At 51.4% G+C, this 15,039-nt stretch carries 18 protein-coding genes; 12 read left to right on the top strand and 6 right to left on the bottom strand.

The genetic code is table 11. The features are described from left to right. Positions 1–101: 101 nt before the first annotated feature. The 4 genes from DPO_RS25250 to DPO_RS16020 all read left to right on the top strand — a co-directional run bounded on the left by DPO_RS25250 (position 102) and on the right by DPO_RS16020 (position 3,987). On the top strand, positions 102–632 hold the full coding sequence (locus DPO_RS25250) for a hypothetical protein (RefSeq protein ID WP_006967220.1): 531 nt from the start codon (positions 102–104) through the stop codon (positions 630–632). Positions 633–1,440: 808 nt separating this feature from the next. Then, on the top strand, positions 1,441–1,680 hold the full coding sequence (locus DPO_RS25555) for a hypothetical protein (protein ID WP_006967219.1): 240 nt from the start codon (positions 1,441–1,443) through the stop codon (positions 1,678–1,680). Then, the gene (locus tag DPO_RS16025) at positions 1,652–2,062 is read left to right on the top strand and encodes a type II toxin-antitoxin system VapC family toxin (protein WP_085939423.1); all 411 of its coding nucleotides are present in this window, start codon (positions 1,652–1,654) and stop codon (positions 2,060–2,062) included. Before DPO_RS25555 ends, DPO_RS16025 begins: the two co-directional genes overlap by 29 nt. A gap of 92 nt (positions 2,063–2,154) precedes the next feature. Continuing rightward, positions 2,155–3,987 (top strand): adenine deaminase C-terminal domain-containing protein, encoded by a 1,833-nt coding sequence (locus DPO_RS16020; RefSeq protein WP_236609980.1) that lies wholly within the window; start codon positions 2,155–2,157, stop codon positions 3,985–3,987. Between the two features lie 11 nt (positions 3,988–3,998). On the opposite strand, the gene feoB is transcribed toward DPO_RS16020, so the two are convergent. Together feoB and DPO_RS16010 are read right to left on the bottom strand one after the other, a co-directional pair. Beyond that, positions 3,999–6,113 carry a ferrous iron transport protein B gene (gene feoB / locus DPO_RS16015; protein ID WP_006967216.1) on the bottom strand — a complete coding sequence of 705 codons (2,115 nt, stop codon included), beginning with the start codon at positions 6,111–6,113 and terminating at the stop codon, positions 3,999–4,001. Between the two features lies 1 nt (position 6,114). After that, the gene (locus tag DPO_RS16010) at positions 6,115–6,351 is read right to left on the bottom strand and encodes a FeoA family protein (protein ID WP_006967215.1); all 237 of its coding nucleotides are present in this window, start codon (positions 6,349–6,351) and stop codon (positions 6,115–6,117) included. A 156-nt stretch (positions 6,352–6,507) separates the two neighbouring features. Here DPO_RS16010 and DPO_RS16005 point away from each other — a divergent pair, with 156 nt between their 5' ends. Beyond that, positions 6,508–6,921 (top strand): metal-dependent transcriptional regulator, encoded by a 414-nt coding sequence (locus DPO_RS16005; protein WP_006967214.1) that lies wholly within the window; start codon positions 6,508–6,510, stop codon positions 6,919–6,921. A 12-nt stretch (positions 6,922–6,933) separates the two neighbouring features. Here DPO_RS16005 and DPO_RS16000 read toward each other — a convergent pair whose 3' ends face one another. Continuing rightward, on the bottom strand, positions 6,934–7,797 hold the full coding sequence (locus DPO_RS16000) for a class I SAM-dependent methyltransferase (RefSeq protein ID WP_006967213.1): 864 nt from the start codon (positions 7,795–7,797) through the stop codon (positions 6,934–6,936). A 33-nt stretch (positions 7,798–7,830) separates the two neighbouring features. Further along, positions 7,831–8,451, bottom strand: a complete 621-nt coding sequence (gene nth, locus DPO_RS15995) for an endonuclease III (RefSeq protein WP_236609979.1) — start codon at positions 8,449–8,451, stop codon at positions 7,831–7,833. 39 nt (positions 8,452–8,490) lie between these two features. On the opposite strand from nth, the gene DPO_RS15990 reads away from it, so the two are divergent. After that, entirely contained in the window at positions 8,491–9,513 is a 1,023-nt protein-coding gene (locus DPO_RS15990) for a tRNA 4-thiouridine(8) synthase ThiI (RefSeq protein WP_006967211.1), read from the top strand. Here DPO_RS15990 and DPO_RS15985 read toward each other — a convergent pair. Together DPO_RS15985 and rlmN are read right to left on the bottom strand one after the other, a co-directional pair. Next, positions 9,507–9,992, bottom strand: coding sequence for a response regulator (locus DPO_RS15985; RefSeq protein ID WP_006967209.1), 486 nt, complete (start codon positions 9,990–9,992; stop codon positions 9,507–9,509). The two genes, DPO_RS15990 and DPO_RS15985, sit on opposite strands and share 7 nt — an antisense overlap. Positions 9,993–10,083: 91 nt before the next feature. Further along, positions 10,084–11,142, bottom strand: coding sequence for a 23S rRNA (adenine(2503)-C(2))-methyltransferase RlmN (rlmN, locus tag DPO_RS15980; protein ID WP_006967207.1), 1,059 nt, complete (start codon positions 11,140–11,142; stop codon positions 10,084–10,086). Between the two features lie 99 nt (positions 11,143–11,241). Between rlmN and ffh the strand changes: the two genes are divergently transcribed. From ffh to DPO_RS15950, 6 genes are all read left to right on the top strand, one after another. Continuing rightward, complete coding sequence (gene ffh, locus DPO_RS15975; RefSeq protein WP_006967205.1) at positions 11,242–12,567, top strand: signal recognition particle protein; 1,326 nt, start codon at positions 11,242–11,244, stop codon at positions 12,565–12,567. A 14-nt stretch (positions 12,568–12,581) separates the two neighbouring features. Beyond that, entirely contained in the window at positions 12,582–12,845 is a 264-nt protein-coding gene (rpsP, locus tag DPO_RS15970; protein WP_006967203.1) for a 30S ribosomal protein S16, read from the top strand. 61 nt (positions 12,846–12,906) lie between these two features. Next, positions 12,907–13,137, top strand: coding sequence for a KH domain-containing protein (locus tag DPO_RS15965; RefSeq protein WP_006967201.1), 231 nt, complete (start codon positions 12,907–12,909; stop codon positions 13,135–13,137). A gap of 10 nt (positions 13,138–13,147) precedes the next feature. Continuing rightward, on the top strand, positions 13,148–13,696 hold the full coding sequence (gene rimM / locus DPO_RS15960; RefSeq protein WP_152427700.1) for a ribosome maturation factor RimM: 549 nt from the start codon (positions 13,148–13,150) through the stop codon (positions 13,694–13,696). Positions 13,697–13,707: 11 nt separating this feature from the next. Continuing rightward, positions 13,708–14,451: a tRNA (guanosine(37)-N1)-methyltransferase TrmD gene (trmD, locus tag DPO_RS15955; protein WP_236609978.1), complete on the top strand. Its 744-nt coding sequence runs from the start codon at positions 13,708–13,710 to the stop codon at positions 14,449–14,451. 20 nt (positions 14,452–14,471) lie between these two features. Then, the gene (locus DPO_RS15950; RefSeq protein ID WP_006967193.1) at positions 14,472–15,026 is read left to right on the top strand and encodes an RNA methyltransferase; all 555 of its coding nucleotides are present in this window, start codon (positions 14,472–14,474) and stop codon (positions 15,024–15,026) included. Positions 15,027–15,039 lie beyond the last annotated feature (13 nt).

Raw genomic sequence — 15,039 nt, 5'->3', positions numbered from 1 at the left:
CGGTCGCAACAAATCATAACAGCCCTGCGCCGTCACCGGCTTAACACTTAACACTTAACACTTAACACTTTAAACTTTAAACTTTAAACTTAAGGATCTCCATGAACTACCCCGCCGCCATGACCCGGCTTGCCAGACTGGACCCAACTGGTGTCCGGCAGCTTCCCCTGAATCACCTGCCCTGGATCTGCATGTTTCATGTGTCAATACTGGGGCTGATATACGGAGGCACTGCCGCCTGGCTCAGCCGGGATATGCTTCTGGGTCAGGGATTGCTTAAGCTGACCCTGGCCGGCATTCCAGTGGCGTTTCTCATGCATGCCGGGGCCGCATTGTTCATCTGGGTGTTCCTGAAAGCCCTGGGAGGAAACGCCTCTTTTCTGACTGCCTATTTCACTCTCGGCGTTGCCGCCATTTCCCTGTGGCCAGTGGCCCCGTTTCTGGCCATGCTTCAGGCACAGTCCCCTCCTGGTCCCGCCATCATCATTGTTTGTGGCATAACCGGTCTTTACGGACTGGCAGTGACGGCAAAAATGATCCAGCACGCGTTTGAACTGTCCTTTGTCCGGATGGTGATCGCCCTGTCCGTTGCCGTTCTGTATATCGGGTGCTTTTTATACCTGTGGATATAGGCCCGGCGTGTCACCCTGCCGTGTGTTCTATAGGTCTGGGCCCAAGCCGATCCCGGGGCTGAACTTCTGGAAATGCTTTCCGTGAAATTCCACACATCCCAAGTTCTGATTCCCCATTGAAGTGGCTTGGACCGGTCAAAATCATTGGCTTTTACCAATGCCTGTGACCAAACCAGAGATTCAGGCCAGCTGTGCTTTTGGGCCACCTCCGGGACTGTAAAACCTTTTAATAAATCGCTGTTTACGCTTTTTGCTATTTGTGGCAAAAAGCGTAAACAGGGCGTTAGGAACAAATATCTTTTCAAGGTCACACCAGGCAGTTTTCTTGCTTGAATCATGCGTAAAAGAGCTGTAAATACTGAACTAACACCCGGGAGAATAAAGATGCAACGGAATACATATCGTTTTTCAAGATGTTTTGTCAGCCGTGCCGAGGCGGTGCCAACGATCGGGTCCGTTCGGCCTTCCGCCACAGTGCGACTGAGGATTACTCCGGCGCCCTCATCGGGTTTCGGCTTGTTCTTCCACAGATTGATTCCCGATGATCCTGGCCATGACCGCTGCCACTATTTACATCGGCTGTTTTCTATATCTTTGGGTATAGTTTGTCAGCTCAAACCGGTCTTTTTTTAAAAAAAATCTCAGGCAGCATCGGACAGATACCTTTTTTACTGGATAAATCATGGATAACCCGTTAATATAAAAGATAATATGACAAGCAATTCAAAGGAAACGTGTTACGCCTATTGAAAATAAACTTTCAAAAATTTTGTGATTCAAAAAATCAAAATAACAATTGGAGGCTAAAATGAATAAGGCAGCCATAACCAAACATGAAATTTACAATAAACTGATCGATTTTTCAGAGCAGGACCTGAGTGATATTGTGAAGTATATAGATTTTATCCGGCATAAAAAAAAAATGGGAACCAAAAACATTATTAAACTCGAAGGCATTTTAAAAGACCAGGACATTGACTTTTCCATCCTTAAGGAGTTCAAGCAAAACACATGGAAGCATGTTGAGCAGGAATTTGAGAATGGATAATTTTGTCACCGACACCCAGGCACTTGTCAAATTCATGATGGGAAAAAAGGTCATAAACGACCGCTCCTTTAAAGCCTACCAGTCTGCAGATAAAGGACTGGCCATCATCATTATACCGGCAGTTGTTTTAATGGAGATACTTTATCTCTTTGAAAAAAACAGGATAGACGTGGGTTTGCTGCATACCAAAGAACTGATAAAAAGCCAGAATTACCAGTTTGAACCTTTAAGTTTTGACATCCTCATGACCGCTTCGAGTATCAACGATATTCCGGAACTGCATGACCGTTTGATTGCCGCAACCGCCAAATATCTTGGACTTCCCCTGATCACTAATGATCCGGTGATCAAAAAATCTGAACACGTTGAGATTTTAGAATAAACCCTTCCGTGAGGGTTTTTCTTCCCATAAGGATAAGTTCCTGTATAACTTATTGCTAAATAGCATCCGGTGATATATTTAATGACCGGATCATGCTTGAAAATCGAACCCGTACCAAAAATCCGGATGCCAGAAAAAAGAGGCCCGTCATGAAAAACGCGCACACATTGTCTGCTCGAACCATGGATGAACTGATCCGGGTCGCTTCGGGAAAATCAGGTGCCGACCTGGTGATTGACCATGCATTGCTGTTGAACGTCTACACCGGAGAATTTTTAAAAAATCAGTCCGTGAGCATCAAAAACGGGTATATCGCGTTTGTGGGAGACCATGCAGAACACACCATCGCATCAAACACCACGGTGATCGATGTCCAGGGCAAAACACTGATTCCCGGGCTGATTGACGGACACACCCATCTGGCCTCTTTTTTTGAAATCAGCCAATTCATTCCCTATGCGGTCAAGGACGGCACCACCACCCTTGTCACCGAAACCATGGAAACCTATCCCATCATGGGATATGAGGGAGTGGTTGAGATACTGGCCTCATTCAGAGACCAGCCCATCAAGATTTTCGGCACAGCCCCGGCCATGGTGTCCATCAGCACGGCTGCCAGCGGCATTGCCGGGGATGACTTAAAAAAACTGCTGGACCGGGACGATATTCTGGGGCTGGGAGAATCTTACTGGCAGGCGGTGTTTCAGACACCGGAGAAGATCCTGCCGGTATTTGAAGACACCCTGAGGGCCGGAAAAGTGCTGGAAGGACATTCCGCCGGGGCCGGCGGAAAAAAACTGGCAGCCTATCTGGCCACGGGGATCTCCTCCTGCCATGAACCCATAAATGCGGACCAGGCCCTGGAGCGGCTGCGGCTGGGATTGTACGTCATGATCCGGGAAGGCAGCATCCGCAGGGATCTTGAGGCCATCGCCCGGATCAGGGATGCGGGCGTGGATACAAGACGACTCATCCTGGTCACCGACGGGGTGGGACCTGAAGATCTCGTGGAAAACAAGGGCATGGCATTTGTGGTCCAAAAGGCCATTGATTCAGGATTTTCTCCCATGGAAGCCGTTCAGATGGCCACCTTGAACGTGGCGGAACATTTTTCACTGGATTCCCTGGTGGGCGGCATTGCGCCGGGCCGAAGCGCGGATCTGGTGATTATTCCGGATCCGGGTTTCATCACCCCGGAAATGGTGGTCAGTCATGGAAAAATTATCTTTGACAAAGGACAGATGCAGGTGTCCCCCCGGACACATTGTTTTTCCAATGCCTGCCGCCATTCCGTTCGCCTGCCCCGGCCCCTGACACCCGAAGACTTTGCCGTCACAGCCCCCCCAGGCAAAAAAATCGTGCCGGTACGGCTCATGGAAATGGTCACGGACCTGGTAACCCGGGAAACCCAAATGTCTCTGCCCGTGATCCACGGACGGATTCAGGCGGATCAGGACCAGGATATTCTCAAAATCAGTGCCATTGACCGGGCCATTGAACCCGGAAACATGTTCACCGGCTTTATCAAAGGATTCGGGCTGAAGGATGGCGCCATTGCCTCGAGCCAGGCATGGGACACCGCCGACATCGTGGTGGTGGGCACCCATGATGCGGACATGGCAGACGCGGTCAACCATATTCACCGGCTGCAGGGCGGGGTGGTGATCTGGGCCAAAGGAAAATGTCTGGCCCAGATCTCTTTGCCCGTGATGGGACTCATGTCAGATGCGTCCGTGCCTGAGCTGGCCCGGCAGATCCGGGCCCTCAAAACAGCTGCTGCAAAGCTGGGAGTGGTGTTTCCCGACCCGTTACTGACCCTGGTCACCCTGGCCGGGGCTGCCATCCCTTATTTACGGATCTGCGAACAGGGACTGGTGAACCTGAAGGACGGGAAACGCCGCCGTGCTTATGTGGAAGAATCCTGAAACCGCCCTTTTTATGACATCATCCAGGTGGCGGTCTGGTAAAACACAATAGACAGGCTTAAAGCCAGCAGTGTATTGAACGCCATGGAAAACACCCCCCATTTCCATGATCCGGATTCTTTGACAATGCAGACCACTGCCACAAAACACGGTGAATAAAAAATGGTGAACAAAATCAGGCTGAAGGCGGTGATGGGTCCCCATCCATCCGCTGTTTTCAGCCGCTGTGCCAGAGACGTGCTGTCTTCCGGGTCCACCTCTCCCAAGGAATAAGCCGTTCCCAGGGTGGACACCACCACTTCTTTGGCGGCAAATCCACCCAGAAGTGCGATATTGGTCTGCCAGTCAAATCCGGCATACCGGGTAACCTTCTCCATGGCCATGCCCATGCGCCCGGCAATGGAATGGCGCAGGGCCGCCGCCCCCGGATCCATGGTTTCCGCTACCGGTGTGTGCATTCCCGCTGCATTTTCATTGGACACGGGTTGGGTATCCAGTTGCGGAAAAGTCATCATGGCCCATAAAACAATGGAGATCCCCAGAATCACGGTGCCGGCTTTTCTGATATACTGCCAGGTGCGTTCCCAGGTATGAATGGCCAGGCCTTTGAACGTGGGCAGCCGGTAAGGAGGCAGTTCCATGACAAATGGGGTGGCCGGCCCTTTGATGACTGTGGATCTCAGCAGCTTTGCTACCAGCAGGGCGCCCACCCAGGAGATCAGGGTAATGATCAGCATGACCTGGGCCCGGTGATCCGTGAAAAATGCCGCCACCAGCAGGGCATACACCGGCAGCTTGGCCCCGCAGTTCATAAAGGGCACGGTGAGCAGGGTGGCCAGGCGCTCTTTGGGGGACTTCAGGGTCCGGGTGGCCATGACACCCGGCACGGCACAACCGCCGGCAATGCCGCCGGAAACGATAAAGGCCATGACCGATGCCCCATGCAGACCGAACATCCGAAACACCCGGTCCAGCATGAACGCCATGCGGGCCAGATACCCGGAATCCTCCAGAAACGAGATGCCCAGAAACATGAACACAATCAGGGGCACAAACCCCAGGACCCCGCCCACCCCGTCAATGATGCCGGAAACCACCAGAGACTTGAGCAGCCCGTCGGCAAACAGGATATCTGCCCGGTCCCCCAGCCAGGTGAAAAAGTTCTCAAACCACGCCACGGGCACCTCACTGTAGGCAAAGGTGAACTGATACAATCCCATGAGCACCCCGATCATGATCAACGGCCCCAGAAACCGGTGGGTCACGATTTTGTCGATCTTGTCGGACCAGGCCAGCCGGTTCGGGTCCAGGGTGTGGGAAATCACGCCCTGTTTGAGAATGGATGTGATAAACCCGTATCGCTGGTCCGCGATCATGCCTTCCGGATGGGTGTCCAGGGTGGTTTCCAGATGACGCGACAATTTCAGAGCCACCGCTGACAGCCATTCATGGATTTCGGAAAAGTGCGCTTTTCCCGCTTCCAGAACCTGAGCATCGTTTTCCAGGTATTTCAGCGCCACCCACCGGCATGGATACTGGTCAGTCAAAAAATGATCTGAACGGATTCTTTCCTCCATCTCATCCAAAGTGTCATCAATATCCCGGCCATAGGAAATTTTCAACGGTGCCGGCCGGGATCCCACATGATCTGCAACGGTTTTGAGCAGCTGAGCCCGGCCCTTTCCCGTGCGGGCCACCATGGGCACCACGGGCAGTCCCAGCAGCAAAGACAGTTTTTCAACATCAATGGTCACGCCCCGTTTTCCGGCCACATCCATCATATTCAATGCGATACAGACATTGGCCCCCATTTCCATGAACTGAAGCGTCAGATACAGATTTCTTTCCAGGTTGGATCCATCCACGATATTCACAATCATGGCCGGTTTTTCATTGACAATGAAATCTCTGGCCACCACTTCTTCCATGGAATACGCGCTCAAGGAATAGGTCCCCGGCAAATCTACGATATCAAATATCTGATTTTCGGCCGTGCAGATGCCCTGCTTTTTTTCCACGGTCACCCCGGGATAGTTTCCCACATGCTGCCTTGCCCCGGTCAGGGCATTGAACAACGTGGTTTTTCCGGAATTGGGATTTCCGGCCAACGCAATGGTGATCGCCATATCAGTGCACCTCCACGAAAATATAATCCGCTTCATTGTTTCTCAAAGTCAGGGTGCCTCCCATGATCCGAAGCGATACCGGATCTTTCAACGGGGCCCGCCCCTGAATCCGGATATCCTTTCCCGGAATCAGGCCCATGTCCCGGATCCGCCGGCCCAGTTCTCCCCTGGCTCTGACGCTGACAACGGTACCCGTCTGATTCACCTGCATCTGCCGCAATGAAATGCCTTTTATCATGTCTTCTCCTTTTGCTGAATCATTCAAATGGCTAAGTTTTATATGCCTAACATTGAATATTGTCAATAACAAACATGATGATTATGAATTTTTTTTTAATTGACTTACTATATCATCAGGCGTTAAAAAAAACAGGACCCCAACATGGAGGAAGACATGGAAAAGACAGTTCCGCTTTCCGAAAATATCGAAGATTACCTGGAAACCATACTGGCGCTGCAAACGCAAAACACAGTGGCCCGATCCAAAGACATTGCCGAAAAACTGGATATCAAACGGGGATCGGTCACAGGCATGCTCAAAAAACTGGCAGCCAGAAAACTGATTAACTATGAGCCGTATGGATATGTAACACTGACCCCGGAAGGAGAAAAAATCGCAAAAAAGATTGAATACCGCCATATGGTACTCAAGGATTTTTTATTCAGGATACTGGAAGTGGATGAAGCACGTGCCGATGAGACCGCCTGCCGCATGGAACATGCCATGGACAGTCAGTCTTTCAAAAAATTTGTGGCATTTATCGCCACGCTGGATGCCTGTCCCTACCGGAAACAGGGCATCGATTGAATAAAAAGAATCTCACCTTCGATTTTCAGACCAGATCACCGTGGCGGTCAGGCCTTGCTGTATGCGGCTGATCCGACCGTCTGTCTGGATGGTTTCCAGATAGGACTGAATGATCCGCCTTAATTTTGTCTCAGGGACGGAACCGGCCTTCTGGAAAAATGCCGTCTGGTTCTGAATTTCCTGACCTAAGGTGGCGGTCTGGTTCCATTCCATTTTGTCGAACCAGATATCTGGAAAATATTTCATGGCAATCAACAGATTGAATTTATAAAGAATGGATTGGGGGCGGTCGTCCAGGGGACGATCCATGATTTTTTCCCACAGCGCCGCCATGACGGGATCCGGTTTCTTGTCCGCCCACCCCCGGATGGCAAAGCCTTTTTTGCCGCAGGCCATCATTTTAAAAAACGACCGGGAGGTTGACAACGCCGGTGCCATGAATCCCGTGACCAGATCGAACCGGTTTTCCCACCCATTTTTCTGGATATCCACCCCATGCCAGTCGTCACAGCGCAAATGGATCCGGTCCTTCAGATGCGGCGGTATGGCCTGCTCGAACCGGTCCAGCATGGCACTTGAAAAATCCAGGGCCGTGACATGTGCCCCGGTTTCAGCCAGACCCAGGGCCAAATCCCCGGTGCCGCATCCGATGTCCAGCACGGTCATGCCTTCAGACAGCAGGCCGGCCTCCCGGAACCGGGCCAGGGCTTTATCCTTTTTCCGGTTTTCTTTTTCCTGCGTTCCCTTGTTGTAAGTGGCTGCGGCCCTGTCCCAGTATTCCGGTGTGGCAAACCCTTTATGCACGGCATAGGTGTCATCGGATTTAATTTTTTCCCATTCGTGGATCCAGAAATCAGGGGTAAAAATATTGTCCATGTCTCATTTCCTTTACACCCGGTTAAAGGCGTTCTATTTTGTGTCTGTATTTTTTTTGCCGGGAAACACGCATACATCAAACAAAGGGCACTGGTCACACTTGGGTTTTCTGGCATCACAGATGTCTCTGCCAAAATAGATGAACTGCAAAGACAGGTCACTCCAGGCTGATTTTGGAATAATTTTCATGAGATCAAATTCCACTTTGACCGGATCCCGGGACCGGGTCAACCCCAAACGGCCGGATATGCGCAGCACATGGGTATCCACCACAATGGCCGGATGCCCGAACGCCGCCGATCTTACCACATTGGCGGTCTTTCGCCCCACACCGGGCAGTTTCACTAAAAGGTCCAGATCATCTGGCACCTGGCCGTCATGGCGGTCCAGCAGGGCCTGGGCGCACGCCTTGATATTTTTGGCCTTGTTGTTGTAAAACCCCGTGGAATAGATAATTTTTTTGATGTCAGTCAAATTGGCTGCGGCCAGAACGGCGGGATCGGGAAACCGCGCAAACAGATGCCGGGTCACCTGATTGACCTGGCGGTCGGTGCACTGGGCCGACAAAATAGTGGCGGTCAGCAGTTGAAACGGGGTCTGATGCACCAGTTGGGTCTTGACATCCGGGTACCGGTTTTTTAATGTGCGGAGCAAAAATTGGATATCCACGTTTTTCATGAAAGTTATTTATATATGAGTGACAGAAAAAGCACAAGCCCTGTCCGGGCGTTGGGGCTGTGTTCCGGTGGGCTGGACAGCATGCTGTCCGGCGTTATACTTAAAAATCAAGGCATCCATGTGACCTGGATCAGTTTTGAAACCCCGTTTTTCTCATCAAAAAAAGCGCAAAAAGCGTCCGCCATCTGTGACATCCCTTTGATCACCAAAGACATTACCGGGCCTTATCTGAAAATGATGGAAGCCCCCAAAGCGGGGTTTGGAAAAAACATGAATCCGTGCATGGACTGTCATGCACTCATGTTTGAAACCGCTGGCCGGCTCATGCAGAAAATGGCATTTGATTTTCTGTTCAGCGGAGAAGTCGTGGGCCAGCGGCCCAAATCCCAGACCAAAAACGCCCTGCAATACGTGGAGAAAAACAGCCGGTTCAAAGGGTTTATATTGCGGCCTTTAAGTGCCCGGTGTCTGCCGGAAACGCCCATGGAAATCCAGGGCCTGGTGGACCGAACACAACTTTTGGGCATTAACGGCCGGTCCCGGAAACAGCAGATCGCGCTGGCCCGGCAACTGGGGATTATTGAATACCCGGCCCCGGCCGGCGGGTGCCTGCTCACGGACCCGGGGTTTTCCACCCGGCTCAAAGATCTGTTCGATGTTCAGAAAACAAAAGAGATCCGGCACATTCACCTGCTCAAATACGGCCGCCATTTTCGCCTGACCGATACCTGCAAACTGGTGATCGGACGATCAGAAACAGACAATGAACAGATCATGGCCTGGTATGACCCCACGGCAGATGTGCAATTCAACCATGCATGGCTGCCGGGTCCCACCGCCCTTCTAACGGGGCGGTTCGGAAAAGCGGAGATTGAAAAGGCCGCTGCCATGGCAGCGGCCTATACCAAAGCGCCTGAAAATGAACCCACACAAGTCCGGGTGACCATCGGTCCCGAACAGACCCTGATCACCGTGGTGCCTTTAAAGCCGTCAAAACTGGGGTCCCGATTGATCGGATCCTTAGTCAAGGATCAATAATAGATCATTTTTTCCCAGAATTCCTTTTCATCCTTATCCCAGTCCTTGCCGAACTTTCTTTCACAAAAGGATGCCAGACGTTTATACCAGCTGGTCCAGGGATTTTTTCCCTCTTTTCTGGCTTTCAGAACATCCAGCAGAAACGTTTCAATATTGATCATCTCTTCTTTGGGAATATAGGAGCAGGCCCCGCCCAGATAGGATTTTTTAATATTATCCGGGCTTAAGGCATGGGCCGTGAGCATCACGGTGACAATCTCTTTTTTATTGGCCGTTTCCAGCAGCTGGTATCCGTCCACACCCATGATATCGAGTATGGCAATATCAAATGTCTGCTCTTTTAACAGCTGATCGGCTTGTTCAAACGACTGGGCCCGGGTCACGGTAGCCATGTCCAGCAGTTCTTCCAGAGAATCCAGCACATCAGGCTCATCATCCACAATCAGAATTCTTTTGTTTTCCAAACTGATATCAGTCATGATTTTTTCCATTCATATTTACGGGTTTGAGATAATTTTTTTTAAGGGATTTAACATAAATGTCAACCCAATGGATTAAAATAAGGCTTTTTTAGTCGATTTCAATCCCTTTATTCTTTTGCTGTGCCTGGAGCTGTCCACAGGCGGCCAGAATATCGGCTCCTTTGCTTTTCCTTACAATGGCGGTCATATTTTTATCCAGCAGTATCTGCAAAAATGTTTGAACGGTTTCCGGATCCGGTGCTTTCAAACGGGTTCCCGGATGCGGGTTGAATGCAATGAGATTGACCTTGGCCCGCACCGGGAACAAAAGCCGGACCAGTTGACCGGCATGGGCCGGCGAATCGTTCACGCCTTTGATCAGGATATATTCAAAGGTGATCTTGTTTCTGGGCTTCATGGTGAACTGTTGACACGCGGTTAAAAGCCGTGTCATGGGATAGGTGTTGTTGACCGGCATCAGCCAGGACCGGGTTTCATCATCCGTGGCATTGAGGGAAACCGCCAAATTCACGGCGCACGCCTTTCCCAGCGCCAGGATTTCAGGCACCAGGCCGCAGGTGGACACCGTGACCCGCCTCGGGGAAAATTTCAATCCGAAATCCGTATCCGTGATCACGGCAATGGCCTGGATCACCTGATCATAATTGGCCAGGGGTTCACCCATGCCCATGAACACGACATTGGACAGTTTCTGGGGATCCATGTTTCTGTGTGCAAGAAACATCCGCACGGTCCGGACCTGGGCAATGATCTCCCCGGCGGTCAGGTTTCTTTTCCATCCCCCTTTAGCCGTCAGACAGAACCGGCAGTTCATGGCACATCCCACCTGGGAGGACACACACAGGGTAAAATGATCTTTTTCCGGTATAAGCACGGATTCGATATGGGCCCCGTCCGTCAGCTGAAACAGATATTTTTCCGTGGTGTCCGCAGACACCTGTGTGTCCGCCAGAGTCAGGCAGTCAAAATAAAAATGATCGGCCAGCAGGGCCCTCAGATCTTTGCCCAGATCGGTCATCTGGTCAAAATCATCCACCAGTTTCAGGTACAGCCATTTGAAAATCTGACCGGATCGAAACGGCCGGACCCCTTTTTTTTCAAGCCATCGGGAAAGATCTTCCCGGGTATAGTTCAATAAATTTTCCATTCTTATTCCTGTGGATCCAACTGGATTATTTCCTTGACATATCACAGTTTATGGACTAAATTCAATGATTTGATTTGATATTGGGATGAAGGTCTTTTTATGTTTGAAAATTTGAGTGACAGGCTTGATTCGGTCTTTAAGAAGCTGAAAGGTCACGGCACCCTGAATGAGAAGAATATTGAAGAAGGTCTCAAACAGGTAAGAATGGCACTTCTTGAGGCGGATGTCAATTATAAGGTTGCAAAAAATGTCATTTCAGATATAAAGACCCGGGCACTTGGCCAGGAGGTCATGGAAAGTCTGACACCGGGTCAGCAGGTCATCAAGATCGTGTATGACGAGTTCACCCGGATGATGGGATCAAAACACCAGGCCCTGGATCTGGGCACGGGTTCTTCCGGGTCCATTATGCTGGTGGGACTTCAGGGGTCGGGTAAAACCACGACTGCCGGCAAGCTGGGTCTTTATCTGCGCAAGCAGGGAAGAACCCCGTTTCTGGTACCCGTGGATGTGTACCGGCCGGCAGCCATTGACCAGCTGAAAAAAATCGGGACCCAGCTGGATCTGCCCGTGTTTGACAGCACCCCGGACATGAAACCGCTCAAGATCTGCCAGGACGCCCAGATAGCGGCCAGAGAACAGGGCTGCGACACCCTGGTGTATGACACGGCCGGACGTCTGCACATGGATGACACCCTGATGGCGGAACTGGAAACCCTGAAAAAAGGGGTGAGTCCATCGGAAATACTTCTGGTGGCCGATGCCATGACCGGTCAGGATGCCGTGAATATTGCCGGCTCCTTTGACCAGCGCCTGGACCTCACCGGGGTGGTTCTGACCAAAATGGATGGAGATGCCAGAGGCGGAGCGGCATTGTCCATCAAGGCCGTGACCGGCAAACCGCTGAAATTCATCGGTGTGGGAGAAAAATTCACCGGCCTGGAACCGTTTCACCCGGACCGGATGGCCTCTAAAATTTTAGGGATGGGAGACACCCTTTCTTTTATCGAGCGGGCCCAGGAGGCCGTGGATGAAAAGGAAGCCAAAACCCTTGAAAAAAAACTGCGGCAGAACGCCTTTACCCTGGAAGATTTCAGAGACCAGATGAAAACCGTCCGGAAAATGGGATCGGTCAAGGACATTTTAGGCATGTTGCCGGGAATGAACAAAAAACAGCTCAAAGGGTTGAATATTGATGAAAAGGAATTTGTGAAAATCGAAGCCATCATCAATTCCATGACTCCGGAAGAAAGGGAAAAATATGCCATTATCAAGGCCTCCCGGAAAAAACGGATCGCCTTTGGCTCCGGGACCACGGTTCAGGATGTCAACAAGCTGTTGAAAAGCTACACCCAGTCCATGAAAATGATCAAGAAGTTCAATAAAGGCGGCATGCGCTCATTGAAAAACATGCTGCCGTTTTAAGGAGAAAACAACTTATGTCCGTTAGAATCAGATTGACCCGCAAGGGTACCAAGAAAAAACCGTTTTACAGAATCGTGGCCGCAGACATTGAAGCCCCCAGAGACGGCCGGTTTCTGGAAACTTTAGGAACTTACAACCCCATGACCGAACCGGCCGACATCGTGCTCAAGCAGGACCGGATCCAGTACTGGCTGGACCAGGGTGCCACTCCCTCCACCACGGTGACGAGCCTTTTGAAAAAACAGGCGGCCGCGCCCAAACCGGCTGCAACGGCCTGAACCTGTTCTTTATTGACACATCCGGATGCTTACCCCTTTGACGCAGCAAGGAGATGGACACATGAAAGAGCTGATTGAATACATTGCCAAAGCACTGGTGGATGACCCCGACCAGGTCCATGTTTCAGAGGTTGTCGGAGATCAGACATCGGTTCTGGAACTTAAAGTCGCCAAAGAGGATCTGGGAAAGGTGATCGGAAAACAAGGCAGATCGGCCCGGGCCATGCGAACCATTTTAAGTGCGGCATCCACCAAAATGAAAAAAAGAACCGTTCTGGAAATCATTGAATAATGGCGGCTCCGTGACTGGAAAAGTCTCTTCAGACACCGGTTTTCTTTCGCTGCTGGTCATGGGCGAAATTACCGGCGCCCATGGGCTGGAAGGCAATATCAAGGTCCGGTCCTTTGCCCAGGCACCGGATCTTTTTGCCCCGGGAAGCCGGGTGTTTGTGTCATCAGGAACCCGGGCGGATGCGCAGCCGTTTGTGATTGATCATTGCGTTTCTTATAAAAAAGGACTGCTCATGCGGCTGGCCGGAATTAAAGACCGGGACATGGCAGATGCGCTGATGGGAAAACAGATTCTGGTACGGCGCAGCCGGCTGCCGGAACCGGAAGAAAACGCCTGGTACTGGGAGGATCTGTACGGTCTGACCGTGACCGATGAGGTATCCGGTGATTTAGGGACCATTGACACTATTTTTTCCACCGGAGCCCATGATATTCTGGTGGTGAAAAACAAGGACCGGGAACTGCTGATTCCCATGCACCGGCAGTTTGTCATGTCAGTGGACATTGAAAACGCCCGGGTGGTCACCCGGTTGCCGGAAGGATATGATACAGGCCTGTGATGGACTTTACGGTGTTAACTTTGTTTCCGGAGCTGGTGCAGGCGTTTTTTGATCACGGCATGATCGGCCGGGCCATCCGCCAGGGGCTGATCACCGGCAGGACCATCCAGATCCGGGATTTTGCCACGGACCGGCATCACACCGTGGATGACCGACCCTATGGCGGCGGATTCGGCATGATCATGAAACCCGAACCCCTGGCAGATGCCATTGCGCTGGCAAAAAAACAAGCACCTGATGCCCAGGTGGTGCTCATGACGCCCCAGGGAGAACCGTTCCACCAGCAGGCGGCCCTGGAAATGGCAGACAGTGACACGGCCCTGATTTTTGTATGCGGCCGGTACGAGGGGATTGATGAACGGATCATCACCCGGTTTGTGGACAAAGAGATTTCGGTGGGAGATTATGTCATGACCGGCGGAGAACTGGCCAGCATGGTGGTCATGGATGCCGTCTCCCGGTTGATCCCCGGGGTTCTGGGAAAAGAAGGGTCCTTTATATCGGATTCTTTCATGGACCACCGACTGGAACACGCCCAGTATACCCGGCCGGAGCAATTCATGGGAGACCCGGTGCCTGATGTACTCCTGTCCGGGGACCATGGACGGATTCAGAAGTGGCGGACCCGGTCATCTTTGGCCCGGACATTTGTCCGGCGGCCGGATCTTCTGGCAGCTCATCCACCGGATCCGGAGGAAAAGGCGTTGCTTATGCAATGGCACAACGATCTGGAAGCATTGCTTTATCCCCATTAACCTGTCATGGAAACTGTTCTATGGACAACCTGTATATTGCCCTGGTCCATTATCCGGTGGTGAACAAAAAAAACAAAACCATTGGATCCGCCTTGACCACCATCGATATGCATGATATTGCCAGGGCATCCATGACCTTTGGCGTCAAAAGGGTGTATGTGATCACCCCTTTTCAGGACCAGGCAGACCTGGCCCATGAAGTGATCCGGCACTGGACCCAGGGGGCAGGATCCCGGTTGAACCCTTCCCGGAAACAAGCCCTGGAACTGATCCGGGTGGCAGACACATTTGAAGCGGCCGTCCAGCAGATTCAGGCGGAACACAACCGGCCGGTGGTCACCATTGCCACCAGCGCCCGGATGAACCAAAAAACGATTTCACCCCATGCCTTGAAACAGAAACAGCGGTCAGATACCCCATGTTTGCTGATTTTCGGGACTGCATGGGGATTGGCGGATGAACTGATAAACCAATGCGACATGCAGCTGGACCCCATCACAGGTCCGGGGGATTACAACCACCTGTCGGTCCGATCAGCAGCATCCATTTACTTAGACAGACTGATGAACGGCTGATTTTTAAGATATC

Origin of the sequence: Desulfotignum phosphitoxidans DSM 13687, from assembly GCF_000350545.1 — a bacterium.
GTDB lineage: Bacteria > Desulfobacterota > Desulfobacteria > Desulfobacterales > Desulfobacteraceae > Desulfotignum > Desulfotignum phosphitoxidans.
This window is presented reverse-complemented; position numbering and strand designations above follow the sequence as displayed.